22 protein-coding genes and 2 pseudogenes are annotated in these 21634 nt (G+C 69.4%); 12 read left to right on the top strand and 12 right to left on the bottom strand.

Features of this window, described 5'->3' with window-relative positions:
* The first annotated feature begins 254 nt into the window (after nt 1-254).
* The 3 genes and pseudogenes from NF20_RS04360 to NF20_RS04350 all read left to right on the top strand — a co-directional run bounded on the left by NF20_RS04360 (nt 255) and on the right by NF20_RS04350 (nt 3313).
* Nucleotides 255-1504 (top strand): annotated as a pseudogene (locus NF20_RS04360) (glycosyltransferase family 4 protein).
* Nucleotides 1498-2256, top strand: a complete 759-nt coding sequence (locus NF20_RS04355) for a class I SAM-dependent methyltransferase (protein ID WP_023899784.1) — start codon at nt 1498-1500, stop codon at nt 2254-2256. Before NF20_RS04360 ends, NF20_RS04355 begins: the two are co-directional and overlap by 7 nt.
* Complete coding sequence (locus NF20_RS04350) at nt 2243-3313, top strand: prenyltransferase (protein WP_023899785.1); 1071 nt, start codon at nt 2243-2245, stop codon at nt 3311-3313. Before NF20_RS04355 ends, NF20_RS04350 begins: the two co-directional genes overlap by 14 nt.
* Nucleotides 3314-3317: 4 nt before the next feature.
* Here NF20_RS04350 and NF20_RS04345 read toward each other — a convergent pair whose 3' ends face one another.
* Nucleotides 3318-3977 carry a class I SAM-dependent methyltransferase gene (locus NF20_RS04345; protein ID WP_009976859.1) on the bottom strand — a complete coding sequence of 220 codons (660 nt, stop codon included), beginning with the start codon at nt 3975-3977 and terminating at the stop codon, nt 3318-3320.
* A gap of 191 nt (nt 3978-4168) precedes the next feature.
* Between NF20_RS04345 and NF20_RS04340 the strand changes: the two genes are divergently transcribed.
* Nucleotides 4169-4807 (top strand): cutinase family protein, encoded by a 639-nt coding sequence (locus tag NF20_RS04340; protein WP_369798128.1) that lies wholly within the window; start codon nt 4169-4171, stop codon nt 4805-4807.
* A 188-nt stretch (nt 4808-4995) separates the two neighbouring features.
* On the opposite strand, the gene NF20_RS27070 is transcribed toward NF20_RS04340, so the two are convergent.
* Nucleotides 4996-5217, bottom strand: a complete 222-nt coding sequence (locus NF20_RS27070) for a hypothetical protein (protein WP_085988254.1) — start codon at nt 5215-5217, stop codon at nt 4996-4998.
* Between the two features lie 240 nt (nt 5218-5457).
* On the opposite strand from NF20_RS27070, the gene NF20_RS04335 reads away from it, so the two are divergent.
* Nucleotides 5458-6279: a family 16 glycosylhydrolase gene (locus NF20_RS04335; protein WP_011725026.1), complete on the top strand. Its 822-nt coding sequence runs from the start codon at nt 5458-5460 to the stop codon at nt 6277-6279.
* Nucleotides 6280-6297: 18 nt separating this feature from the next.
* Here NF20_RS04335 and NF20_RS04330 read toward each other — a convergent pair whose 3' ends face one another.
* Together NF20_RS04330 and NF20_RS04325 are read right to left on the bottom strand one after the other, a co-directional pair.
* Nucleotides 6298-7143, bottom strand: coding sequence for a class I SAM-dependent methyltransferase (locus NF20_RS04330; RefSeq protein WP_033712079.1), 846 nt, complete (start codon nt 7141-7143; stop codon nt 6298-6300).
* Nucleotides 7144-7172: 29 nt separating this feature from the next.
* Nucleotides 7173-7844: a hypothetical protein gene (locus NF20_RS04325; RefSeq protein ID WP_033712077.1), complete on the bottom strand. Its 672-nt coding sequence runs from the start codon at nt 7842-7844 to the stop codon at nt 7173-7175.
* A gap of 140 nt (nt 7845-7984) precedes the next feature.
* Between NF20_RS04325 and NF20_RS04320 the strand changes: the two genes are divergently transcribed.
* On the top strand, nt 7985-8239 hold the full coding sequence (locus tag NF20_RS04320; protein ID WP_003876639.1) for a hypothetical protein: 255 nt from the start codon (nt 7985-7987) through the stop codon (nt 8237-8239).
* A gap of 71 nt (nt 8240-8310) precedes the next feature.
* On the opposite strand, the gene NF20_RS04315 is transcribed toward NF20_RS04320, so the two are convergent.
* The 3 genes and pseudogenes from NF20_RS04315 to NF20_RS04305 all read right to left on the bottom strand — a co-directional run bounded on the left by NF20_RS04315 (nt 8311) and on the right by NF20_RS04305 (nt 12030).
* Nucleotides 8311-9765 carry an aldehyde dehydrogenase family protein gene (locus tag NF20_RS04315; protein ID WP_011725029.1) on the bottom strand — a complete coding sequence of 485 codons (1455 nt, stop codon included), beginning with the start codon at nt 9763-9765 and terminating at the stop codon, nt 8311-8313.
* Between the two features lie 127 nt (nt 9766-9892).
* Nucleotides 9893-10795 carry an NAD-dependent epimerase/dehydratase family protein gene (locus NF20_RS04310; protein WP_003877965.1) on the bottom strand — a complete coding sequence of 301 codons (903 nt, stop codon included), beginning with the start codon at nt 10793-10795 and terminating at the stop codon, nt 9893-9895.
* A 51-nt stretch (nt 10796-10846) separates the two neighbouring features.
* Nucleotides 10847-12030, bottom strand: a pseudogene (locus NF20_RS04305) (acyl-CoA dehydrogenase family protein).
* 65 nt (nt 12031-12095) lie between these two features.
* On the opposite strand from NF20_RS04305, the gene NF20_RS04300 reads away from it, so the two are divergent.
* Both NF20_RS04300 and NF20_RS04295 read left to right on the top strand, forming a co-directional pair.
* The gene (locus tag NF20_RS04300; protein WP_023899791.1) at nt 12096-12476 is read left to right on the top strand and encodes an NYN domain-containing protein; all 381 of its coding nucleotides are present in this window, start codon (nt 12096-12098) and stop codon (nt 12474-12476) included.
* The gene (locus NF20_RS04295) at nt 12473-13435 is read left to right on the top strand and encodes an NAD(P)H-dependent flavin oxidoreductase (protein WP_023865965.1); all 963 of its coding nucleotides are present in this window, start codon (nt 12473-12475) and stop codon (nt 13433-13435) included. Before NF20_RS04300 ends, NF20_RS04295 begins: the two co-directional genes overlap by 4 nt.
* A 12-nt stretch (nt 13436-13447) precedes the next feature.
* Here NF20_RS04295 and tpx read toward each other — a convergent pair whose 3' ends face one another.
* The gene (tpx, locus tag NF20_RS04290) at nt 13448-13942 is read right to left on the bottom strand and encodes a thiol peroxidase (RefSeq protein WP_009976879.1); all 495 of its coding nucleotides are present in this window, start codon (nt 13940-13942) and stop codon (nt 13448-13450) included.
* A gap of 121 nt (nt 13943-14063) precedes the next feature.
* On the opposite strand from tpx, the gene NF20_RS04285 reads away from it, so the two are divergent.
* Together NF20_RS04285 and NF20_RS04280 are read left to right on the top strand one after the other, a co-directional pair.
* Nucleotides 14064-15014, top strand: coding sequence for a GlxA family transcriptional regulator (locus NF20_RS04285; protein ID WP_033712117.1), 951 nt, complete (start codon nt 14064-14066; stop codon nt 15012-15014).
* 33 nt (nt 15015-15047) lie between these two features.
* Nucleotides 15048-15791, top strand: a complete 744-nt coding sequence (locus NF20_RS04280; RefSeq protein ID WP_019734218.1) for a DJ-1/PfpI family protein — start codon at nt 15048-15050, stop codon at nt 15789-15791.
* On the opposite strand, the gene NF20_RS04275 is transcribed toward NF20_RS04280, so the two are convergent.
* A complete protein-coding gene (locus NF20_RS04275; protein ID WP_031344181.1) occupies nt 15792-16268 on the bottom strand; it encodes a nuclear transport factor 2 family protein in 477 nt (158 codons plus the stop codon).
* Nucleotides 16269-16344: 76 nt separating this feature from the next.
* Between NF20_RS04275 and NF20_RS04270 the strand changes: the two genes are divergently transcribed.
* A complete protein-coding gene (locus NF20_RS04270; RefSeq protein ID WP_023871147.1) occupies nt 16345-17115 on the top strand; it encodes an SDR family oxidoreductase in 771 nt (256 codons plus the stop codon).
* 33 nt (nt 17116-17148) lie between these two features.
* Here the strand turns inward: NF20_RS04270 and NF20_RS04265 are convergent, their stop codons facing one another.
* Nucleotides 17149-17817, bottom strand: coding sequence for a hypothetical protein (locus NF20_RS04265; RefSeq protein WP_029248485.1), 669 nt, complete (start codon nt 17815-17817; stop codon nt 17149-17151).
* A gap of 53 nt (nt 17818-17870) precedes the next feature.
* Nucleotides 17871-19706 carry a fatty acyl-AMP ligase gene (locus NF20_RS04260; protein ID WP_033712073.1) on the bottom strand — a complete coding sequence of 612 codons (1836 nt, stop codon included), beginning with the start codon at nt 19704-19706 and terminating at the stop codon, nt 17871-17873.
* Between the two features lie 180 nt (nt 19707-19886).
* On the opposite strand from NF20_RS04260, the gene NF20_RS04255 reads away from it, so the two are divergent.
* Nucleotides 19887-20354 (top strand): SRPBCC family protein, encoded by a 468-nt coding sequence (locus NF20_RS04255; RefSeq protein ID WP_019734183.1) that lies wholly within the window; start codon nt 19887-19889, stop codon nt 20352-20354.
* A 41-nt stretch (nt 20355-20395) separates the two neighbouring features.
* Here NF20_RS04255 and NF20_RS04250 read toward each other — a convergent pair whose 3' ends face one another.
* The gene (locus tag NF20_RS04250; RefSeq protein WP_019734182.1) at nt 20396-21559 is read right to left on the bottom strand and encodes an LLM class flavin-dependent oxidoreductase; all 1164 of its coding nucleotides are present in this window, start codon (nt 21557-21559) and stop codon (nt 20396-20398) included.
* Between the last annotated feature and the right edge of the window lie 75 nt (nt 21560-21634).

The following is a 21634-nucleotide window of genomic DNA, read 5'->3' as shown; positions in this document are numbered from 1 at the left end:
GCGCGCCGCGCGCCGGGCTACCGACCGGTCGGACGGAGGACGCCCACGAGCCAGTGGCATGATCTTTGCGTGTCGGACATCCCGGGGGCCGCCTACGCGCGGGACGGCGGATTCCGGACTCGTTGCGCTCGCTTAGGTGATCGAACTATAGTCTGGACACATGTCCAGTTTGCTGTCGCGGAGTTCGGGAGTCCGTTGACCGCGATGGATTCGGCGCCATTCCGCGGTCATTTTCCAGCAAAGAAGAGTTGAGTATGCGAATTGCCCTGCTGTCCTACCGTAGCAAGACCCATTGCGGCGGACAGGGCGTCTACGTGCGCCATCTCAGCCACGGCCTGGTGGAGCTCGGTCACGACGTCGAGGTGTTCTCCGGGCAGCCGTATCCCGACCTGCTCGACCCGCGGGTCCGGCTCACCGAGGTGCCCAGCCTCGACCTGTATCGCGAACCCGACCCGTTCCGGGTGCCGCGGCCGAGCGAAATACGGGACTCCATCGACCTTTTGGAACTGCTGACCACCTGGACGGCGGGCTTCCCCGAACCGCGGACGTTCACGCTGCGCGCCGCGCGGTTACTTGCCGGGCGCACAGCCGATTTCGACGTCGTGCACGACAACCAGAGCCTGGGCACCGGCCTGCTCAGCATCGCCGGCGCGGGACTTCCTGTGGTGGCCACCGTGCACCATCCGATCACCCGGGATCGGGTGCTGGATCTGGCCGCCGCACGATGGTGGCGAAAACCGTTGGTGCGCCGCTGGTATGGGTTTTTGGCCATGCAGCAGGAAGTCGCCCGCCACATCCCCGACCTGTTGACGGTCTCGTCGTCGTCGGCGGCCGACATCATCTCCGATTTCGGGGTCTCCCCCGAGCAACTGCACGTGGTGCCGCTCGGGGTGAACACCGAGCTGTTCAAGCCGGGTTCGGGCCCGCGCCAGCCCGGCCGGATCATCGCCATCGCCAGCGCCGACACACCGCTCAAGGGCGTCCGCACCCTGCTGCACGCGGTCGCCCGGCTGCGCACCGTGCGGGACCTCGAGCTGCGGCTGGTGGCCAAGGTCGAACCCAACGGCCCCACCCACAAACTCATCGCCGAGCTCGGGATCTCCGACATCGTGCACATCACCAGCGGGCTGTCCGACGTCGAGCTGGCCGCCTTGTTCGCCTCCGCGGAGGTCGCCTGCATCCCCTCGCTGTACGAAGGGTTTTCGCTGCCGGCCGTGGAAGCCATGGCCAGCGGCACCCCGATCGTCGCCAGCCGGGTCGGCGCACTGCCGGAAGTACTCGGCACGGACGGCGCCTGCGCCGAGCTGGTGCCGCCGCCGACGTCGACGCCCTCACCCGCGCCCTGGGGGAGCTGCTGGATTCGCCGGAAAAGCGCCGCAGCCTGGGCCGGGCGGGCCGCACCCGCGCGGTCGACGTGTTCAGCTGGGAAGCCGTGGCGGCGCAGACCGTTCGGGTCTACGAGCGCGCGATCGCGCGCAACGCAGCGGGCCGGGCGCCATGCTGACGGTCGATTTCGACCGGCTGGGCATCGGGCCGTCGAGCAAGGTCATCGACGTGGGCTGCGGCGCGGGCCGGCACGCGTTCGAGGCCTACCGGCGCGGCGCCGACGTCGTCGCCTTCGACCAGAACGAGGCCGAATTGCGTTCGGTCGACACCGTCCTGCGCGCGATGGCCGACAGCGGCGAGGCGCCCGCCGGCGCGTCGGCCACGGTGGTCGTCGGTGACGCGCTCAAGCTGCCCTACGCCGACCAGACATTCGACTGCGTCATCGCGTCGGAGATCCTCGAGCACATCCCGCACGACGACGCCGCCATCGCCGAATTGATCAGGGTGCTCAAGGTCGGCGGCACGCTGGCGGTCAGTGTGCCCCGCTGGCTGCCGGAGCGGGTTTGCTGGCTGCTGTCCGACGAATACCACAGCAACGAAGGCGGCCACGTCCGCATCTACCGGGCCAGCGACCTGCGCGCCAAGATCCTCAGCGGGGGAATGACATTGACCCACGCGCATCACGCCCATGCCCTGCACTCCCCATTCTGGTGGCTGAAATGCGCTGTGGGCGTAAACAACACCGATCACCGCGCGGTGGCCGCCTACCACAAGCTGTTGGTCTGGGACCTGATGCGGCGACCCAAGATCACCCAGCTGGCGGAGTCGCTGCTCAACCCGCTGGTGGGCAAGAGCGTGGCGATGTACTTCGTCAAACAGCAGGACGCGAAAAGCCAAGCGAACGCGGGATATTCCATTGCATCGGTCTAGCCTGCCCGCGGTCCCCGGGGTGCTCACACCCGAGGAATGCCGGCAGACCGCGCTGTCGATCGCGGCCGCGCAGGAACCGTCGGGCGCCATCCCCTGGTTCGACGGCGGCCACACCGATCCGTGGGACCACGTGGAGTGCGCGATGGCGCTCACCACCGCCGGGCTGCTCGAGCCGGCCCGGGCGGCCTTCGACTGGAGCCGTCGGACCCAGCGGCCCGACGGCTCCTGGCCCATCCAATTCCGCGCGGGCGTCATCGAAGACGCCAACAGCGACAGCAACTTTTGCGCCTACATCGCCGCCGGGGTGTGGCATCACGTGCTGGTCACCGGTGACGACTCGTTTGCCGCCGAGATGTGGCCGGTGGTGCGCAAGGCCATCGACTTCGTCATCGACATGCAGGTCGGCTACGGCGAGATCGCTTGGGCGCGAAGCGAAGCCGGCCTGTTGCCCGAGGCTCTGCTGACCGGGTGCTCCAGCGTGTTCCACAGCATCCGGTGCGCGCTGGCGCTGGCCGGCCTGGTCGACGACCCGCAGCCGGAGTGGGAGCTGGCGCTGGGCCGGCTGGGCCACGCGATCACCGCGCATCCGGAGGCGTTCACCGAGAAGGACCGCTACTCGATGGACTGGTACTACCCGATTCTCGGTACCGCCGTGCGCGGTCCGGCGGCGGCCGCCCGGATCAAGCAGCGCTGGGACGACTTCGTGGTCGACGGCCTGGGCATCCGGTGCGTGGGCGATCGCCCGTGGGTGACCGGCGCCGAAACCTGCGAGCTGGTGATGGCGCTGGAGGCACTGGGCCGGCGCTCCGAGGCTCATCGCCAGTTCGCCGCGATGCAACACCTGCGCGAGGGCGACGGATCATATTGGACGGGACTGGTTTTCGCGGACGGAAAACGCTGGCCCGAGGAGCGCACCACGTGGACGGGCGCGGCGATGATCCTGGCGGCGGACGCCCTGTCGGATGCCACCGCCGGCGCCGGGATCTTCCGCGGCGACGCGCTGCCGGTGGGCCTGCAGACCGACTTCGATTGTGAATGCGTGGCCAGCGGCCGCTGACGCTTTAGTCCTGTTCGACCGGCTCGCCCGCCCGGCCGCCGATCCGCTCCAGCACGCGCAGCGACCCGGTGGCCGACACCTCCCTGAACTGACCGGAATCGATTGCCCGGCAATAGATGTGATACGGCGGCCGGCCGCCGTCCCTGGGGTCGGGGAAGACGTCGTGAATGGCCAGCGCACCGCCGGGCGTCACCCACTTGGCCCATCCGTCGAAGTCCTGGTTCGCGGCGGTCTCGCTGTGGCCGCCGTCGATGAACAACAGCTGCAGCGGTGATCGCCAGCCCCGGGCCACGATCGGTGACTTCCCCACGACCGCCACCACGTGGTCGTCCAGCCCGGCGGCGTCCAGGGTGCGACGAAACGTCGGCAGCGTGTCGAACAGGCCGGTCACCTCGTCCACCAACGAGGCATCGTGGTATTCCCAGCCGGCCTGGTGCTCCTCGGAGCCGTGATGGTGGTCGACCGTGTACAGCACGCTGCCGGTCTGTTGGGCCGCGGCGCCGAGGAACAGCGTGGATTTGCCGCAGTACGTGCCGATTTCGACGCCGGTGCCGCCGTCGAGGTAGCGCAGCGCGGTGTCGTAGAGCGCGCGTCCCTCCTCGGCGGGCATGAAACCCTGGACCTGTTCGGCCAGGGCGAACAAACGCTCGTCGACGTGATTCATCAGCCGAACCTATCGCCTTGCGCGACACCGCCGTCACCGTGGTCGATGTTCGTGCTGAGCGATCACCGCGGGCCGGCGCACCGGCTGTCCGGCGGGCGAAGCGACCGCGCCTTAACATCATCGGTGTGCGCGCCTCGTTGACCCGTGATCCCGGTGCCGTCCGCCCGGCCGTCGTGACCGCCGCTGTTGCCATGACGGCCGTTGCCATGGCGGCCGCCCTGCTGCTCCCGCCCGGCACCCCTGGGGCGGCGGCGCCCGCGTCCGCCGCGAACTGCACCCCGGTGCAGGTCGTGTTTGCCCGCGGCCGCAACGAGTCCCCCGGACCGGGCGTGCTGGGCAATGCGTTCATCAGCGCATTGCGGTCCAGGGTGAACAGGACCGTCGGCGTCTACGCCGTGCAGTACCCGGCCGACACCGAGGTCGCCCAGGGCGCCAACGACATGAGCCGCCACATTCAGGACATGGTCAACAGCTGCCCGGACACCCGGCTGGTGCTGGGCGGCTACTCGCTCGGCGCGGCGGTCACCGACGTGGTGCTCGCGGCACCCGTCGGCGCATTCGGATTCGACAGCCCGCTGCCGCCGGGCGTAGACCAGCACATCGCCGCCGTCGCGTTGTTCGGGAACGGAAGCCAGTGGGTGGGTCCGATCACCAACTTCAACCCGACCTACAACGACCGGACCATCGAGTTGTGCCACGGCGCCGACCCGATCTGCAACCCGGCCGACCCGAACACGTGGAAGCAGAACTGGCCGCAGCATCTCGCCGGCGCCTACATCGACGCGGGCATGGCCGACCAGGCCGCCGACTTCGTGGCCGGCAAGCTCTGATCGACGGCACCGGCGTTGCCGAGCCGATCGCCGCGGCGCCCGCAGTCGCGGCGCGGTTATCCGGGCACGTGCGGAATTCGGTGTCGGGTCGCGCGCAAATCGCGGTGGCAAGTCTTAATTCCGGGGCGCGCGAGGCTTGGCAGATCGGCGAAGCCGAATTCGGGCCCCCACAGTTCAGGGCTTCGAATTCACGCCGGAGTGTTACCGCTGGAATACAGCTTGAAGTTGCGGGTCATCGGAACGACGGGATTGCCGGTGCCCGAGGCCGCGGCGCGCTGCCGGGCGCGGTAGGACGGGTGGCGACGCATCGCTTCACTGCGTTCCCGCTCGCGGCGCTGAGCGGCGGCCCATAGCGGATGGGACTGAAGGAAAATAACCGTGCCTTCTGATGTATTCGCCACGATCGTCACTCCTCTCAGCACCACTCGCAAAAGCCGGGACAGTGGTTATCGGATCGTGATTCCAGAATGCCCGCCGAATCCTGAGACCAAACCATCCGCCAGGATGAGAATTGGCCGTGAATTCGCATATGCGCAATCCGGTGCCACTGCCCGCCGCCGTCCATGCCGGCCGGACCGAACGATAGCGACGACCACCGACACATTTGCCGTTTCGAATCCGCGCCGGCGGGCTGCTAGGGTCCCTTGCTTATGCCGGAGATCGATCGCCGCCGCATGATTGTGACCACCGGAATCGGCGTGCTCGCAGCGGCGCTGCCGAACCCGAGAGCCGGGGCCAGCCCGGCCCCGCCGCCCGCGGCGCCCAGCGGCCAATCCGGGACCTACCTCTTCCAGGATGAGTTCGACGGTCCGGCCGGCTCGGCGCCGGACGCGTCCAAATGGGCGGTGGCCAAAGCCCGCGAGACGATCAAGGATCCGACCTACTGGGAACGCCCGGAGAACATCGGGCAGTACCGCGACGACCGCCGCAACGTCTTCCTCGACGGCAAGTCCAACCTGGTGCTGCGCGCCGCCAAGGACGGCCCCACCTACTACAGCGGCAAGGTGCAGAGTCTGTGGCGCGGCGGCGTCGGCCACACCTGGGAGGCCCGGATCAAACTGGACTGCCTGACCGCCGGCGCCTGGCCGGCTTACTGGCTGGGTAATGACGACCAGGGCGAAATCGACGTCATGGAGTGGTACGGCAACGGCAACTGGCCCTCGGCCACCACCGTGCATGCCAAAGCCAACGGCGGCGAGTGGAAGACCCACAACATCGCGGTGGACAGCGCCTGGCACACCTGGCGATGCCAGTGGGACGAGGCCGGCATCCGGTTCTGGAAGGACTACGTCGACGGCGCGCAACCGTACTTCGACGTGCCCGCCAGTTCGCTGCCGGATTGGCCGTTCAACGGCCCGGGCTACACGGTTTTTCCGGTGTTCAACCTGGCGGTGGCCGGGTCCGGCGGCGGCGACCCCGGCCCGGGCAGCTATCCCGCGGACATGCTCATCGACTGGATCCGCGTCTGGTAGCAACGCCCGCCGGCGCCGTCAGTGCGTCAGCAGCGCGGCCGCGCTCCACGCCCGGCGACCCGGACGGCGCGGATCCGGCTGCGGCAGCCAGCCGAGCGGGCGCATCACCAGCGGCAAGCGCCGCAGCCGGCGGGCCGCCGAATACAGCGCCTCCACCTGGACCGTTCGCCAACCCAGGTTTTCGAAATAGGCCAACCCGTTGTCCGGGGCGAACTTGAACGGCGCGTTGGCCAGCATGCCCGCCATCTTCTTGTTCATCATCTTCTTCAGGCCGGGTCCGGCGAAGTCGAGCATCCACCAGCGGACCTCGGGCCGCTGCAGCGCCGCCGACAGCGCGGACACGTCACTGTCGTCCAGATACATCAACAGGCCCTCGGTGAGCACCAGCGCCTTGGTCGCACCGTCCAGCGCCTCGTTCAAAAACGCGTCCCGGGCCGCCGCGTCGGCCAGGTCAACGGCGGTTCGGGTCAACCGGCAGCGCGGCACCTCGTCGGCGAGAACCTGCGTCTTCTCGGCGAGCAACGCCGGCAGGTCCGCCTCCACCCAGGTGAGGTCGGGCGGCAGGTTCAACCGATACGGCCGGGTGTCCAGCCCGGCGGCCAGGTTCAGCACCCGGTCGCAGCCCTGGGCGATGGCCTCGGCGATGGCGTCGTCGATGATCTTGGTCCGCGCGACAAGCCACCACCCGTTGCGCGTCGTGCGCGGCACGTGGTCGACGATCGCGCGGCCGTGGTCACCGGCGAGACGTTCGGCCAGCGGGTCACGGAAAACCGCGTCGGGCCGCGCCGATTCGGTGGCCCGGTGCAACGCTGTCCAGCGCGCCGTGTCGGAAACATGGGTGATGGTGTGCCCTGGGCCTGACATACGTGCGTTATAGCAGTACGGCGGCGGCGCTACTGACCGGCCCTGCCGCCGGCCAGCCAGGCGGCGGTCACCGTCCGGGTCGCCGGCGGCGGCAGCACTGCGTCCGGCGCCCCGAGCCGGCCGACCTTGACGGTCCACGCCGGTGCCGAGCGGTCGATGCAGGAGCCGCGGCCCTGGCTGGGCTGCCACAGCACGGCCAGATCCGAACCGGCGCCGCCGCATCCGTAGACGCCGACGTACCCGTCGGCCCGCCCGCCCCACGCGCCGCCGTTGCGCAGCAGGCAGCGGGTGCCGTCGTCGAGGGTCAGCGCGAACGGGTCCGGGTCGGCGGCCGCGCGCACGGGTGCCAGCTGCCCGTCGAACGTCACCCGGTGCATCTGCCTGTCCCACGGATTGTCTACGCACAGAAGGGATCCCGGCGTGGACGGCCAGCAGGTGCCGGCGCCGGCGGCGCTCGGCGAACAGTAGTAGACGTTGTCGTCGACCGCCGACGGTGACGGTTGCGAACACTCGGATGCGTGCCCGACGCTGTCGGGCCCGGACGCCACCCGATAGCCGTTGATGGCTTGGCCGTCCGGCCCGACCGCCACGACGGTGATCACCTGGGTGGCTGGCGGATCGGCCGCCGCGGATCCCGCCGGCAGGATCAGCGCCCAGGCCAGGACGCCGATGGGGACCAGGGCAACTCGCGACACGTTCACCGGCGAACCCTTCCGACAGCCCCCTGCCGTGCAGGGTAGTGCGTCCCGGACGTGATTGGGATCGGTAGCCGCCGGCCGGGCTTGTACTGGGCGCAGCGACGGCGCCACTCCGGCGCCGCCCCACCGAAAGGAAGCCAGCAATGAAGATCGTGCCCGCCAGCATCGAAGAACAGATCAACCGCGTGGATCGGCAGCGCAGCCTCTACATCGGGCTCGGCGCCGGCGCCGTGGCGGCGTGGAGCGTCTTTCGGCTGTTCTGGCTTGTCTACCTCGGGATGACATTCGGCTGGCTGTTCGGCGCGATGGTCTTCCAGGTGGTGTTGTGGGGGGTGATCGGCGTGGTCGCCGGGATTGCGGCAATCGGGTTCCTGAGCCGCTACACCAAGGGGTCGTAACCGACCAACCGGCGACGAGAGTTGGCGAATGTGCTTGCAGTTCACCAACTCTCGTCGCTGCGGCGACTGGTCTACAGCTGCGCCCAGACCGATTTCGTCTTCAGGTAGATCTCCAGGCCCTCTTTACCGAACTCGTGGCCCCAGCCGGACTGCTTGTATCCGCCGAAGGGCACGTCGTGGTCGAACACCAACTGGCAGTTCACCTGGACGCTGCCCGCCTGCAGCCGCTTGACGATCCGGTGGGCGCGGCCCAGGTTCTCCGTCCAGGCGGTGGCGGCCAGGCCGTAGGTGGTGTCGTTGGCCATCGCCACCGCCTCGTCCTCGTCGTCGAAGGGCAGGATGGCGACCACCGGACCGAAGATCTCCTGCTGGTAGAGCCGCATGCCGGGGTCGACGTTGGTGAGCACCGTGGGGTGCACGAAGTAACCCTTGCGGTCCAGCCGGTAGCCGCCGGTGACCACCTCGACGCCGTCGTTCTTACCTTCGTCGATGAAGCCCATCACGCGGTTCAGCTGCTTCTGGCTGATCAGCGGCCCGCTCACGCAGCCCTCCTCGCTGGGCGCGCCCAGCTTGAACGTGTTGGCCATCATCGCGATGCCCTCGACCACGCGGTCGTACACGCCGCGCTGCACGAAGATCCGCGACCCGCACACGCAGCCCTGGCCGGAGTGCACGAAGATGCCCAGCGACGCCATCAGGATGGCCTTGTCCAGGTCGGCGTCGTCGAAGATCAGCACCGGCGACTTGCCGCCGAGCTCGAGCGTGACCTTCTTCAGGTTGCCGGCCGACGCCCGCACGATCTCCTTGCCGACCTCGGTCGACCCGGTGAAGGCGACCTTTTCGACGTCGGGATGCGCGGTGATCGCCGCGCCCGCGGTGTGGCCGTAGCCGGTCAGCAGGTTGACCACACCCTCGGGAACCCCGGCCTCGTGCACCAGCCGGTCCAGCAGCAGCGCCGACAGCGGCGTCTCCTCGGCGGGCTTGACCAGCAGGCTGCATCCGGCGGCCAGCGCCGGCGCGAGTTTGGCGCTGGCGTTGAAGATCGGGCCGTTCCACGGAAAGATCAGCCCCACCACGCTGTAGGGCTCCTTGAGCGTGTAGGCGTGCATGTTGACGAACGTGTCGGTCGCGATGCCGTCGGTCTTCACGTCGTAGGCGGTGCCGTTGATCTTCGAGCACCAGCCGGCGTAGTAGCGGAAGAACTCCGAACACGTCGACATCTGCAGCTGCGCCTGCAGCAACGGCATACCGGTGTTCAGCGAATCCAGCTGGGCGAACTCCTCGGCGTGTTCGTCGATCAAATCCCCGATCCGCCACAGGATCTTGGCCCGCTCCCGGCCCGGCAGCTGCGACCAGACGCCCGACTCGAAGGACGCCTTCGCCCGGGCGGCGGCTTCGTCGACCGCTTCGGCGCCGCAGTCGGTGAATTCGGTGATCTTCTCCTCCGTCGCGGGATCGATGACCGCGATGACGTCACCCGTTCCGGGGCGCTTGCGAATGTCGTCCAATACCGCCTGCACCGTCATCTGATCCCTTTCCTCTGGCGAGTCCTCTGGCGAGCCGTCGTGCCCAGCGCCCACTGCGCTCAGTGCTGAGCACTTGCTTAGCATTGTGCGCGCTGCGTGGTCAAGCATCCGCCGGGGGTGGCCGGGCTCAGACGCCGACGAGCTCCGGGTGGAACTTGGCCGCCATCCGGCGCATGCCGTCGCGCCAGTCGACCGTGGTGCCGCCGATGAGCTCGTGCATCCGGTCGACGGTGGTCGGGTTGCCGCGCAGCGCGCGCTCGCTCGGCTCGAAGACCGGTTCCCTGCCCACCAGCGAGCCGAGGTAGCCGCACCACTCCTGCAGGCTGACGGTCTGGTCACCGCACCAGTTGACGGTGGTCGCCGGAACCGACGCCACGTCGAGCAGCTTGGGGATGGTGGCGATGATGTCGTCCTCGTGAATGGGGTTGTAGCGGGCGGGTTCTCCGGGTGGCACCGGGATCGGGATGCCGCTCAGCATCATCTCCATGTGGTAGAACGGCCAGCCGCCGTTGTCGCCGTAGGGGACGTTGAGCCGGGCGATCGTGGTGGGCAGCCCGACGATGCGCGCCACCGACCGGGCGACCACCTCCCCGGCGATCTTGGAGATGGAATAGGTGGGAAACAGCGGCTTGTGGTTGTCGCCCAGGGCGGAGCGCTCGCTGCGCGGCTCGTCGCCGGGCGGGTCGTAGACCGCGGCCGACGAGCAATGCAGGAAGGCTTTGGCGTTGCGGCAGTGGGCCATCAGCACACCCACCGACTCGGCGTTGGCCGCCAGGTCCTTGTCCCAGCTTCCGCTCTTGGCCACCGCGAGGTTGAGGACGAAATCGAAATCGCTTGGCAGACCGGTGAAGTCGCCGGCGGCCAGATTCACCGTCTGGCACCGGATCCCGGCCTGCTCAAGGCTTTCTCGCGCGGCGGCATCGGTGAAGCGGGCGATGCCCCACACCTCGTTGTCGGCCGCCAGCGCCCTGGCGACGGGGGTGGCGATTTGACCGGTCGGGCCGGTGATCAGGATTTTCGAGCCACGCATCCGCTGATGGTAGCGGGACACGATGTCGCCGCAGGAGCGAAAGGCGGGGACTCACAAGCCGGGCTGGTCCTCGATGATGCCCAGCCAGATCTGCGCGACGTCGATGGCCACCTTCTCGCTGATGAAGGCGTGCTGGGTTCCGGTGTAGATGTCGCGGAAGGCCCGCTCCAGCCGGCTGCCCTCGCGGATCGAGCTGGTGCCGGCGACCAGGTGCGCCCACTCGGCACAGCCGCGGGCCGTGTCGGTGGCGTAGACGGCGGCCACCCGCATGTCGGCGCGCAGCGCCGGAGTCAGCTCCTGCCCGGCCGCCACCGCCGCCTCGGCGGTCGTGAACGCATCCAGCACCAACAGCCGGGCCGCGCGCCAGGCCGCGCGGTGATGCGCCAGCCCCTTCTGGAAGGTGGGCGGCTGGCCAGCGACGCCATGTCGCTCATCCGGAACTTGGTCGCCGCCAGCTCCTGCACGTCGTCGAGCATGCTCTTGGCCACCCCCAGCGCCCACGACGCGTGCCCGGCGGCGGTGACGGGCATCAGCCCCATCCGGGTGGCCGGCGAGGCGCCGCGGAACGGCGCCCGGGCGAACAGCTCGAAGGTGCGGGCGGCGGGCACGAACACGTCCCGGGCGCTGTAGTCGTAGGAGCCGGTGCCCTTGAGGCCCTGCACGTACCAGCCGTCGTCGAAGCTGATCTGCTCGCGGGGAATGACGGCAACCCGCATCTCCGGGAAACCCTCACTGATCCAACGCATCTCGCCGTTGTCCATCGGCAGGAACCCGGCGGCGACGTACTGGGAGTGCCCGATCCCCGAGCCGAAGTTCCACGCCCCGCTCACCAGGTAACCGCCGTCGACGGCGGCGCCCTGCCCGTTGGGGAAGAACTGGCCGCCCATGGTGACGTGGTTGTCGTGCGCGGTGAACACCTCGGCGAAGCCGTCGTCGGGCAGATAGGCCGCCGCGGCGAACGACGACGGCAGGTTGGCGATGCCCACCCAGCCGAATGAGCCGTCCTGCCAAGCCATTTCGATCCACGTCTCGATCATCTCGGTGAACGACGGCTCGACCCCGCCGGCCTCGATCGGGTTGAACGCCGACATCAGCCCGCTCGCCCACATCGCGTCGACGATCGCCGGGGTCAGCGTGCGCATCCGCTCCGATTCGGCAGCTTGGTCTTGCACCAGGTCCCGCATCCCGCGGGCCAGGGCGACCACCCGGTCATCGGTGTCGGCGATCGATGTCATGTGGCCCTTCCCATCGTGGCCTCATCGCTGGGTGCGACGGCAGCAGCAGCCTTACGGTAAGCGTTGTGCGGTGGATAGTCGACGGAATGAATGTGATTGGCAGCCGCCCGGACGGTTGGTGGAAGGACCGCGACGGCGCCATGGTCGCATTGGTACAGAGCCTGGACCGATGGGCGTCGGGCCGCGACGACGACGTCACCGTGGTCTTCGAGCGGCCACCGGCGGCCGTCGTCACCTCGTCGGTGATCGGCATCGCCCACGCACCCCGGGCGGCGGCGAATTCGGCCGACGACGAGATCGTCCGGCTGGTCACGGTCGACCCCGACCCGCCCGGCATCTGCGTGGTGACCTCCGACCGCACCCTGGCCGAACGGGTGCGGAATCTGGGCGCCCGCGTGCAGGGGTCAGACAGCTTCCGTGACCTGATCGAGCCGCGGCACCGATGAGTACCGACGCCCCAGTCCCCGCTGCCAACCGGGTCTGCCGCCTGGCACACATCGACATACCGATCCTCGGCGCCCCGATGACCTACATCGCCGGCGCCCAGCTGGCGGCCGCGGTCTCCAACGCCGGCGCGCTGGGCATCATCGAGACCACGTCCGATCAGGGCCGGGCCGACCTGCGACGGGTGCGCGAGCTGACCGCCGGTGCGGTGGGCGCCAACATCGCGCTGCTGTTCAACCGTGACCCGGCGATGCTGGATTTGCTTGTCGCCAATGACATTCGGTTCGTCACCACCTCGGCCGGGGATCCGGCGCTGTTCACCGGTCGGCTGCACGACGCGGGCATCACCGTGTTCCACGTGGTGGGCACGCTGGCCGCGGCCAAGAAGGCCGTCGACGCCGGGGTGGACGGCCTGGTGGTCGAGGGCGTCGAGGGCGGCGGATTCAAGAACCGGTTCGGCGCCTCCACCATGGTGCTGCTGCCGTTGGTGGCCGCCCACGTCGACGTCCCCATCGTGGCCGCCGGCGGGATCTGCGACGCCCGATCGATGGCGGCCGCGTTCGTGCTCGGCGCCGAAGCCGTGCAGATGGGCACCCGGCTGCTCGCCTCCGCGGACTCGCCGGTGCACGTCAACCTCAAGCAGGCGGTCGTCGCGGCCGACGAGACGGCCACCGTCCTGCTCCCCCTCGACGGCAAACGCATGATGCGCGTCATTCGCACGCCCGCCGCGGAGCGGCTGGAGGCCGCGGGCGCCGCCGGCGAGGGCGCCGCGGCGCTGCAACGCGTGCAGCGGCTCTACTTCGAGGGCGACCTGGACGCCAGCGTGGCCAACACCGGCCAGGTGGCCGGGCGTATCCGCGACCTCCCCCCGGCCGCCGACATCATCAAGCAGATGTGGAAAGGCTGCCGCGAGGTGCTGGCGGCCACCTCGGCGCGACTGGACTGGGCCGACGACGCCTAGGTAGCCGTGCCGCTAGCCCGCCGCGGCCAGCGCCGCGTCGTAGTTGGGCTCCTGGGCGATCTCGGGCACCAGCTCGGTGTAGGCGACGTTGCCGTCGGCGCCGACCACCACGATGGCCCGGGCCAGCAGCCCGGCCATCGGCCCGTCGGCGATGGTGACCCCGTAGTCGTCGCCGAAGCTGTCCCGGAAGGCCGACGCGGTCTTGACGTTCTCGATGCCCTCGGCGCCGCAGAATCGCGCCTGCGCGAACGGCAGGTCTTTGGACACGTTCAGCACGGTGGCGCCGGCGCCGGCGGCCCGCTCGTTGAAGGTGCGCACGCTGGTCGCGCACACCGGCGTGTCGATGGATGGAAAGATGTTGAGCACCAACGGCTTACCGCTGAATTGATCACTGGTGACCGGGCTCAGGTCGCCGCCCGTCAGGCTGAAGGCCGGGGCCTTGGAGCCGACGGAGGGCAGCTCGCCGACGGTGTTGATCGGGTTTCCACGCAACGTTATCTGTGCCATGGGGCACAGTCTGCCAAGCCCGCCGCGGCCGCCGTGGGGCAGGTCCCGTGTCCTGATTCGTGGGGTGCATGGCGTAGACGACGCGGGCCGGGTGCCCAACACTGAGTTCATGCCGGAGTTGGTGCCGCGCCAGGTGGTGATCGTCGGGTTTCCCGGAGTGCAGGCGCTCGATGTGGTGGGACCGCACGACGTCTTCTCCGGCGCATCGTTGTTGACCGGCGGCGGGTATCAGGTGGTGCTGGCCTCGGTTGACGGGCAGCCGGTCACGACGCCTGCCGGGCTGGGGTTCGTCGCCACCGCGCTGCCGAACCCGGGCCGACCGATCGACACCGTCGTGCTGCCCGGCGGCGCCGGCGTCGACGCCGCGCGCGGCGATGCCGAGCTGATCGCCTGGATCAAGGCTGTCGCCGGGCGTGCCCGGCGGATGGTGACGGTGTGCACCGGCGCGTTCCTTGCGGCCGAGGCGGGACTGCTGGACGGGCACCGGGTGACCACCCACTGGGCCTTCGCCGATCGGTTGGCGAGCGAGTTCCCCGCCGTCGACGTCGACGCCGACCCGATCTTCGTCCGAAGCTCGGACACCTTGTGGACCGCGGCCGGGGTCACCGCGGGCATCGACCTGGCGCTGGCGCTGGTCGAGGACGACCACGGCACCGAGGTCGCACAGACGGTTGCCCGCTGGCTGGTGCTGTATCTGCGCCGGCCGGGCGGGCAGACGCAGTTCGCGGCGCCGGTGTGGATGCCGCGCGCCCGGCGGGACTCGATCCGCGAGGTGCAGGAGCTCATCGAGGCCGAGCCCGGGCGCCCGCACACCGTCGACGAGCTGGCCCGCCGGGCGGCGATGAGCCCGCGCCATTTCACCCGGGTGTTCACCGCCGAAATCGGTGAGGCGCCCGGCCAGTACGTGGAACGCATTCGCACCGAGGCGGCGCGGCGTCAATTGCAGGAGACCGACGACACCGTCGTCACCATCGCCGCCCGGTGCGGTTTCGGCACCGCGGAAACGATGCGGCGCAATTTCATTCGCCGCGTTGGCATTTCACCCGACCAATACCGCAAGGCATTCGCGTGATGCCCCGGGCTTGATGGAGAAAGGACCACCCCGATGACTCAGATCGCGTTCCTAGCCTATCCGGGATTCACCGCGCTGGACATGATCGGCCCGTACGAGGTGCTGCGCAACCTGCCCGGCGCCGAGGTCCGGTTCGTCTGGCACGAAACCGGACCGATCACCGCCGATTCCGGTGTGCTGGTCATCGGTGCTACGCATTCGCTGGCCGAAACACCTTCTCCCGACGTGATTCTGGTGCCGGGCGGCCCGGGCACCGCGGTCCATGCCCGTGACGACGCGTTGCTCGACTGGCTGCGCGCGGCGCACCGCACCGCCACCTGGACGACGTCGGTGTGCACGGGTTCGCTGATCCTGGCGGCCGCGGGCCTGCTGGACGGGCGGCGCGCGACGTCGCACTGGCTGACCATCCCCGCGCTCAAGGCGTTCGGCGTCACCGCGGTGGCCGACGAACGCATCGTGCACGAGGACGGCATCGTCACCAGTGCCGGTGTGTCCGCCGGGCTCGACCTGGCGCTGTGGCTGGCGGCGCAGATCGGCGGCGACGGCCGCGCCAAGGCCATCCAGCTCGCCCTGGAGTACGACCCGCAGCCGCCGTTCGACTCGGGTCATTTGTCCAAGGCGTCGGCGAGCACGAAAGCCGCTGCGACGGCGCTGCTTTCGCGGGACAGCCTGTCCCCCACCTACCTCAAGGCCACCGCCCTGCTGGCCTGGGATCAGGCGCTGGACAGGGTCAGGTCCCGGCGGCGCAGGCGCCAACCGGATCTGTCGCCGGCCTGATCACGGGTTGGGCTGCAGGATCTCGCTGGAGGCGAGCCGGCCGCCGGCCTGCAACCAGGCGGCGATCACCCCGGGCGCATCACGGTTGGGGTTGTAGATGTCCTCCTCGCTGCTGAACAGCCCGTCGCCGGCGTAGACCAGCCGGGTCCAGTTGGGGAACCAGAACGGCTCGCCCTGCGGGTCGGTCGGGTGATCCAGCAGGTTCTTGATCATCACCACGACCGCGTCGTTGTCCTCGTCGTAGGCGGTCCAGCCGGACGGAAATCGCATGTGCGGAAACGGCGCCATCACCGCGACGATCCAGTCCCGCACCGCCTCACGGCCGCGGAAGACCCCGTAGTGATGCTCGGTGTAGACGACGTCCTCGGTGAACAGGTCCGCGAAGGGGCGCCAGTCGCCGGACGCGCTGCATCCTTCGACCACCCGCGTGTAATTGTCGACGGCGATCTCGATTTCTGCCCTGGTGAATCGGCCCATAGCGGACACACTAGAACGTGTTCTCCCGTTTTTCGGGTCAGTTCATCGGGTCGGTCGTGGCGAATGGGGATGGCGAATGAGCGTGTTGGATCTGTTCGACCTGCGCGGCAGGCGGGCGCTGGTCACCGGGGCGTCCAGCGGGATCGGCAAGCAGGTGGCGCAGGCGTATCTGCAAGCCGGCGCTCGGGTGGCCATCGCGGCGCGCGACTTCGAGGCGCTGCAACGCACCGCGGACGCGCTCACCGCCGGCGGTACCGGCGGTGTGGTCGCGATCCGCTGCGACGTGACCCAACCCGATGAGGTGAGCGGCATGGTGGACCGGATGATCGCCGAACTCGGCGGCATCGACATCGCGGTCTGCAATGCCGGCATCATCTCGGTCTCCCCGATGCTCGAGATGCCGGCCGCGGAATTCCAGCGCATCCAGGACACCAACGTGACCGGGGTGTTTCTCACCGCCCAGGCGGCGGCCCGGGCGATGGTGCGGCAGGGCCGCGGCGGCGCCATCATCACCACCGCCTCGATGTCCGGGCACATCATCAACGTCCCGCAGCAGGTCGGCCACTACTGCGCCAGCAAGGCGGCCGTGATCCAGCTGACTAAGGCCATGGCCGTCGAATTCGCGCCGCACGACATCCGGGTCAACAGCGTCAGCCCCGGCTACATCCGCACCGAGCTCGTCGAACCGCTGCACGAATACCATCGGCAGTGGCAGCCCAAGATCCCGCTCGGCCGGATGGGCCGGCCGGACGAACTCGCCGGCATCTACCTGTATCTGGCCAGCGCGGCGTCCAGCTACATGACCGGTTCGGACATCGTTATCGACGGCGGATACAGCTGCCCGTAGCCCGGAACGAAAAGCGGTGGCGCACTCGGGTTTTCAACCCTCGATCTCCCCGGAGATCGCGCGCTCGATGTTCGCCCGGGTCGCCGGCGGCAACACCAGCAGACCCTCGAGTTCGTGACGGGCCACATCGTAGGCGCGCTGGCGTTCGTGCGCCGCCGCCGCGGGGTCCGCCGCCACCCGGAACAGGCTCTGCGCCCGGGCAATTCGTTGCTGGTCGGTGCGGGAGAAGTCGGTGCGGCGCCGGCGGGTCGCCTCGGCCTCGGCGGCGTTGAACGCCGTTACGTAGTCCTCGACCGCGGCCAGGTAGTGCGCGGCCGCGTCCGGATCGTCCAGGAGATCTTCGGCCTTGGCGGGTCGCAGGAAGTCGGCGCGCAGCTTGGCCTTGTGGAACGCGATGGTCAGCGGATCGCGCATGTCGGTCATCAGCGGGAAGTCCAGCAGCTTGGCGACGTCGAGTTCGTAGTCCAGCCACCGCTCGTCGGTGCGGCTGTGCTCGTCGAGGACCCGCCGGATCGAGCGCCACCGGGCCGCCTGATTGTCGGCGCCGGCGCGGGCCTCGGGCGGCCGGGCCCCGTCGACTTCCCGCGCCGGCTCGTCGGTGCGCCGCCGCTGCGCGCCGAACGCCCGCACCACGGCGACGGTCGCGCCGACCAGCGGCAGCACCAGGATCAACAGCTCGGCCACTCTGATCAGCAACCCCACCTGGCCAGGATGCCACCGGCGCCGGGCCGGTGCGGTGCCGTCGACCCGCCCGATTAGCGGGCGCCTAGGCTGCCGTCGAGGTATTGGGCGCGGCAGGCCCGGCGGGCCAGCTTGCCGCTGGTGGTCCGCGGGATGGCGCCGGCGGGCAGCAGCCGCACGTCGGCGACGGCCAGCTCGTGCCGCTGCGCGACGGCGGCGCGGATGGCCTCGATCGCCGGCCGCGGATCCTGACGGCTGGTGCCCGCAGCGCGCTCGGCGACCACGACCAGCCGGCCCGCTTCGGGATCGTCCACGGCGGGCACCGAGAACGCCGTCACATAACCACGCCGAACCATCGGCGACGCCTCGGCGACGGTGGCCTCGATGTCCTGCGGATAGTGGTTGCGGCCATCGATGCGCACCAGGTCCGCGATCCGGCCCGTCACGTACAGCTCGCCGTCGAGATACACACCCAAATCGCCGGTGCGCAGCCAGCTGCCGTCGGGATCGGCCCCCGCGGCGTGGCTGCCGTCCGGCAGCCGCGACCGCAGCGTGGCGCCGAACACCCGCCGGGTCTCCTCCGGCATACCCCAGTAGCTGCGGCCAATGTTGTTGCCCTGCAACCAGATTTCGCCCACCTGGCCGTCCGGCAACTCGGCCCCGTCGGCGACGATCACCGCCCATTCACTCCGCGCCACCTGGCCACAGGACACCGCGGCGACGGCATCGGGGGCGTTGGCCGGCACCCGCACCGCATGCCCGGCGCCCAACTGCCGGCGGTCCAAATACACCGCCGTCGCCTCGGCCCGCGGCGCGATGGTCGCCACGAACAGCGTCGCCTCCGCGATGCCGTAGGACGGCTTGAACGCCGTCCGCGGCAACCCGTACGGAGCGAACGCCTTGTTGAACGTCCGGATCGCATCCATGCTGACCGGTTCGGAGCCGATGATCATCACCACGTTGCGCAGGTCGATGTCCTCGCGGCCGGGCAGCCCGCGCTGCGCGGCCCACTCGTAGGCGAAGTTGGGCGCCGCGGTGACGACGTTGCCGTGCCGCGACCCGTCGGACAAGGCCTTGATCCAGCGCTGCGGCCGGCGGACGAACGCCGCGGGTGACATCAGCGTGGAGTGGCCGCCGTACACCGCGGGGAAGCCGATCATCGACAACCCCATGTCGTGGTAGAGCGGTAACCAGCTGACGCCGTGGGTGTTTCGGTCCAGCAGGTCGATGGACAGGATCATCTGCACCAGGTTGGTGCCGACCGCGCGGTGGGTGATCTCCACGCCGACCGGTGGCCGGGTGGAGCCCGACGTGTACTGCAGATGCGAGACGTCGTCCATGCCGAGTTCGGTCGGCGCGAACGACTCGGCGGCCGAGTCGGGTATCTCGTCGATGGCGATCACCCGCGGCCGGTGCAGGTGCGGGTGGCCGGCCAGGAACTGCTCGACCGCATCCCGCGCGACGGTGGTGGTGAGCAGGACGCTGGGCTGCGAATCGCGCAGCGCCGTGTCCAGCCGCTCGGTATGCCCGGGCAGTTCCGGGGCGAACAACGGGACCGCGATGGTGCCCGCCTTGACCGCCGCGTAGAACCCGGCGACGTAGTCGATGCCCTGCGGCGCCAGCACCGCAACGCGCTCACCGCGACTGGCCACCTGCTGGATGCGCGCGCCGATGGCTTCCAGCCGGACACCGAACTGGCTCCAGGTCACCTCGTGCGCGGTGCCGTCGTCCGAACCGCTGTAGTCGAGGTAGCGATACGCGACGGTGTCCCCCACGTTGGCGATGTTGCGGTCGATGAGCGAAATCAGGTTGACGCCGGGCGGCAGTGCGACCCCGCCGTCGGCGTCCAGGCAGTCCTCGATCCGCAGCAGGCCGGGCACACCATCGTCGCGCCGAAGGGCGTCATCCATACCGTGCAGTCTAGGCACGCGATGCGGCCGGCCGGGGTCGGTGACGTTCGGGCAAACCGCAAGAGCGACGGCCGTATTCGCTCATTCCGGCGGTAGCGCGGTATCTTCGTGGACAGGTCTTCGTGGGCGAGCGATCCACCCGATCCGCCGGCCGCGCGGGTTGGGCGGTAGCCTACCGGCATGCCGGGCCGGAAGTTCTCCTTCGAAGTCACCCGCACCAGCAGCGCGCCCGCCGCGACCCTGTTCCGGCTCGTGGCGGACGGCGCGAATTGGTCACGGTGGGCAAAGCCGATCGTGCTGCATTCGAGCTGGGCCCGCCAGGGCGATCCCGCGCCGGGCGGGGTGGGGGCGATCCGCAAGGTCGGCCTGTGGCCGGTGCTGGTTCAGGAGGAGACCACGGAGTACGAGCCCGATCGCCGTCACGCCTACAAGCTGGTGGGGCCGCCCAGCCCGGCCAAGGACTACACCGGCGAGGTGGTCTTCACGCCGAATCCGGCCGGCGGCACCGACATCCGCTGGACCGGCTCGTTCACCGAGGGCGTGCGCGGGACGGGCCCGCTGATGCGGGTGGCCATGGGCGGCGCGGTGAAGTTTTTCGCGGGCCGGCTGGTGAAGGCCGCCGAGCGGGAAGCCGGCCAGGCGCGCTGACCCGGTCTCGTTCAGCCCCAAGCTAATTCGTGTACCGGCGGCTACTTGGACTCGACCTCGTCTTGATACTTCTTCGTCATGTGCGCGACGGCGTCCAACTGCGACTGCGCGAGGCTGTCGCGGGCCTGGCCGGCGCGCGCGGCCGCGTCCAGCGTCGGCTGCGCCTGGCCCTGGAAATGCGGCATCACTTCGGCGGCGAACAGTTCGGCGGAGCGCTTGGTCGCGGCCGGGTTGGCCCACTCGTGACCCATCTGCAGCATGCAGCCGAACCCGCCGGATTGATCCCAGCACCGCTGCACCTGTTCGCGCGCCCGCTCGGGCGTGCCGATCACGCCCGCCCCGTTCTCGTTGATGACGTCGATCATCTCGTCGAGCTGATCGCCCGGCATCGTCATCTGCGGGAAGGCGGCCACCTTCTGGAAGTACCGGAACCACGGCTCGATGCCGAACTTGACCTCTTCGCGGGCCTGCTTCTCGGTTTCGGCCAGATGAAACAAACCGACCAGGCTCCAATTCGTGCGGTCGACCTGGGTGCCGAAGGCCGCCGCCCGCTCCTCGACGATGCCCCAGTGGTAGGACAGCGCATTGAAACCCTCGACGGTCAGCGTCGCCCCGATGGACAGCAGCCCGATGCCGTGCTTGCCCGCCAGCCGGGCGCCGGTCGGCGACGCGACGGCGGCCACCGCCAGCGGGATGCCACCGTCGGAGTACGGGGCCAGCTGCAACTTGGCGTCGAACAACTGGTGGTTGGCCGTCTTGGCGCTGACCGTCTCCCCCGCCAACAGCCGGACCACGATGTCGAGATTGGTCTCCAGCAGCTCGCGGGTGTCGGTGGGAGTCAGCCCGATCATGGACGAGTCGCTGGGCAGCGAGCCCGGACCCACCCCGCCGATGATGCGGCCGTGCGTGAGGTGGTCCAGCAGCATCAGCCGGTCCGCCACCCACAGCGGGTTGTGATACGACAGCGAGATGACGCCGGTGCCGAACCGGATGCGCTTCGCGCGCTCGGCCGCGGCGGCGATGAAGATCTCCGGGGAGCTGATGATTTCGCTGCCCGCCGAGTGGTGTTCGCCCAGCCAGACCTCGTCGAAACCGAGGGCATCGAGATGCTCGATGAATTCCAGGTCGCGTTGCAGGGCCAGCGTCGGATTGGTGCCCGCACGGTGGAACGGGGCGATGAAGTAACCAAACCTGAGCTTGCCCATGGGGTTCCCCTTGCAGTCGAGTCCCCCGAACCATAGCCGTGCCCGACGCCGAGCCGGAAGCAAAAACCCGAAAAG

The sequence above is a fragment of the Mycobacterium sp. MAC_080597_8934 genome (genome assembly GCF_000523975.1).
In the GTDB taxonomy this organism is placed as follows: Bacteria; Actinomycetota; Actinomycetes; order Mycobacteriales; family Mycobacteriaceae; genus Mycobacterium; species Mycobacterium avium.
The sequence above is the reverse complement of the archived record's forward strand: the minus strand, read 5'-3'. Positions and strand labels throughout refer to the sequence as shown.

Coding starts and splice junctions, on each gene's coding strand:
- NF20_RS04315 (WP_011725029.1), bottom strand. CDS start 9,765: ATGACGGTGCAGGCGGTATTGGACGACATTCGCAAGCGCCCCGGAACG.
- NF20_RS04280 (WP_019734218.1), top strand. CDS start 15,048: ATGACTCAGATCGCGTTCCTAGCCTATCCGGGATTCACCGCGCTGGAC.
- NF20_RS04355 (WP_023899784.1), top strand. CDS start 1,498: ATGCTGACGGTCGATTTCGACCGGCTGGGCATCGGGCCGTCGAGCAAG.
- NF20_RS04335 (WP_011725026.1), top strand. CDS start 5,458: ATGCCGGAGATCGATCGCCGCCGCATGATTGTGACCACCGGAATCGGC.
- tpx (WP_009976879.1), bottom strand. CDS start 13,942: ATGGCACAGATAACGTTGCGTGGAAACCCGATCAACACCGTCGGCGAG.
- NF20_RS04330 (WP_033712079.1), bottom strand. CDS start 7,143: ATGTCAGGCCCAGGGCACACCATCACCCATGTTTCCGACACGGCGCGC.
- NF20_RS04295 (WP_023865965.1), top strand. CDS start 12,473: ATGAGTACCGACGCCCCAGTCCCCGCTGCCAACCGGGTCTGCCGCCTG.
- NF20_RS04345 (WP_009976859.1), bottom strand. CDS start 3,977: ATGAATCACGTCGACGAGCGTTTGTTCGCCCTGGCCGAACAGGTCCAG.
- NF20_RS04250 (WP_019734182.1), bottom strand. CDS start 21,559: ATGGGCAAGCTCAGGTTTGGTTACTTCATCGCCCCGTTCCACCGTGCG.
- NF20_RS04255 (WP_019734183.1), top strand. CDS start 19,887: ATGCCGGGCCGGAAGTTCTCCTTCGAAGTCACCCGCACCAGCAGCGCG.
- NF20_RS04340 (WP_369798128.1), top strand. CDS start 4,169: ATGACGGCCGTTGCCATGGCGGCCGCCCTGCTGCTCCCGCCCGGCACC.
- NF20_RS04275 (WP_031344181.1), bottom strand. CDS start 16,268: ATGGGCCGATTCACCAGGGCAGAAATCGAGATCGCCGTCGACAATTAC.
- NF20_RS04310 (WP_003877965.1), bottom strand. CDS start 10,795: ATGCGTGGCTCGAAAATCCTGATCACCGGCCCGACCGGTCAAATCGCC.
- NF20_RS04260 (WP_033712073.1), bottom strand. CDS start 19,706: ATGGATGACGCCCTTCGGCGCGACGATGGTGTGCCCGGCCTGCTGCGG.
- NF20_RS04270 (WP_023871147.1), top strand. CDS start 16,345: ATGAGCGTGTTGGATCTGTTCGACCTGCGCGGCAGGCGGGCGCTGGTC.
- NF20_RS04320 (WP_003876639.1), top strand. CDS start 7,985: ATGAAGATCGTGCCCGCCAGCATCGAAGAACAGATCAACCGCGTGGAT.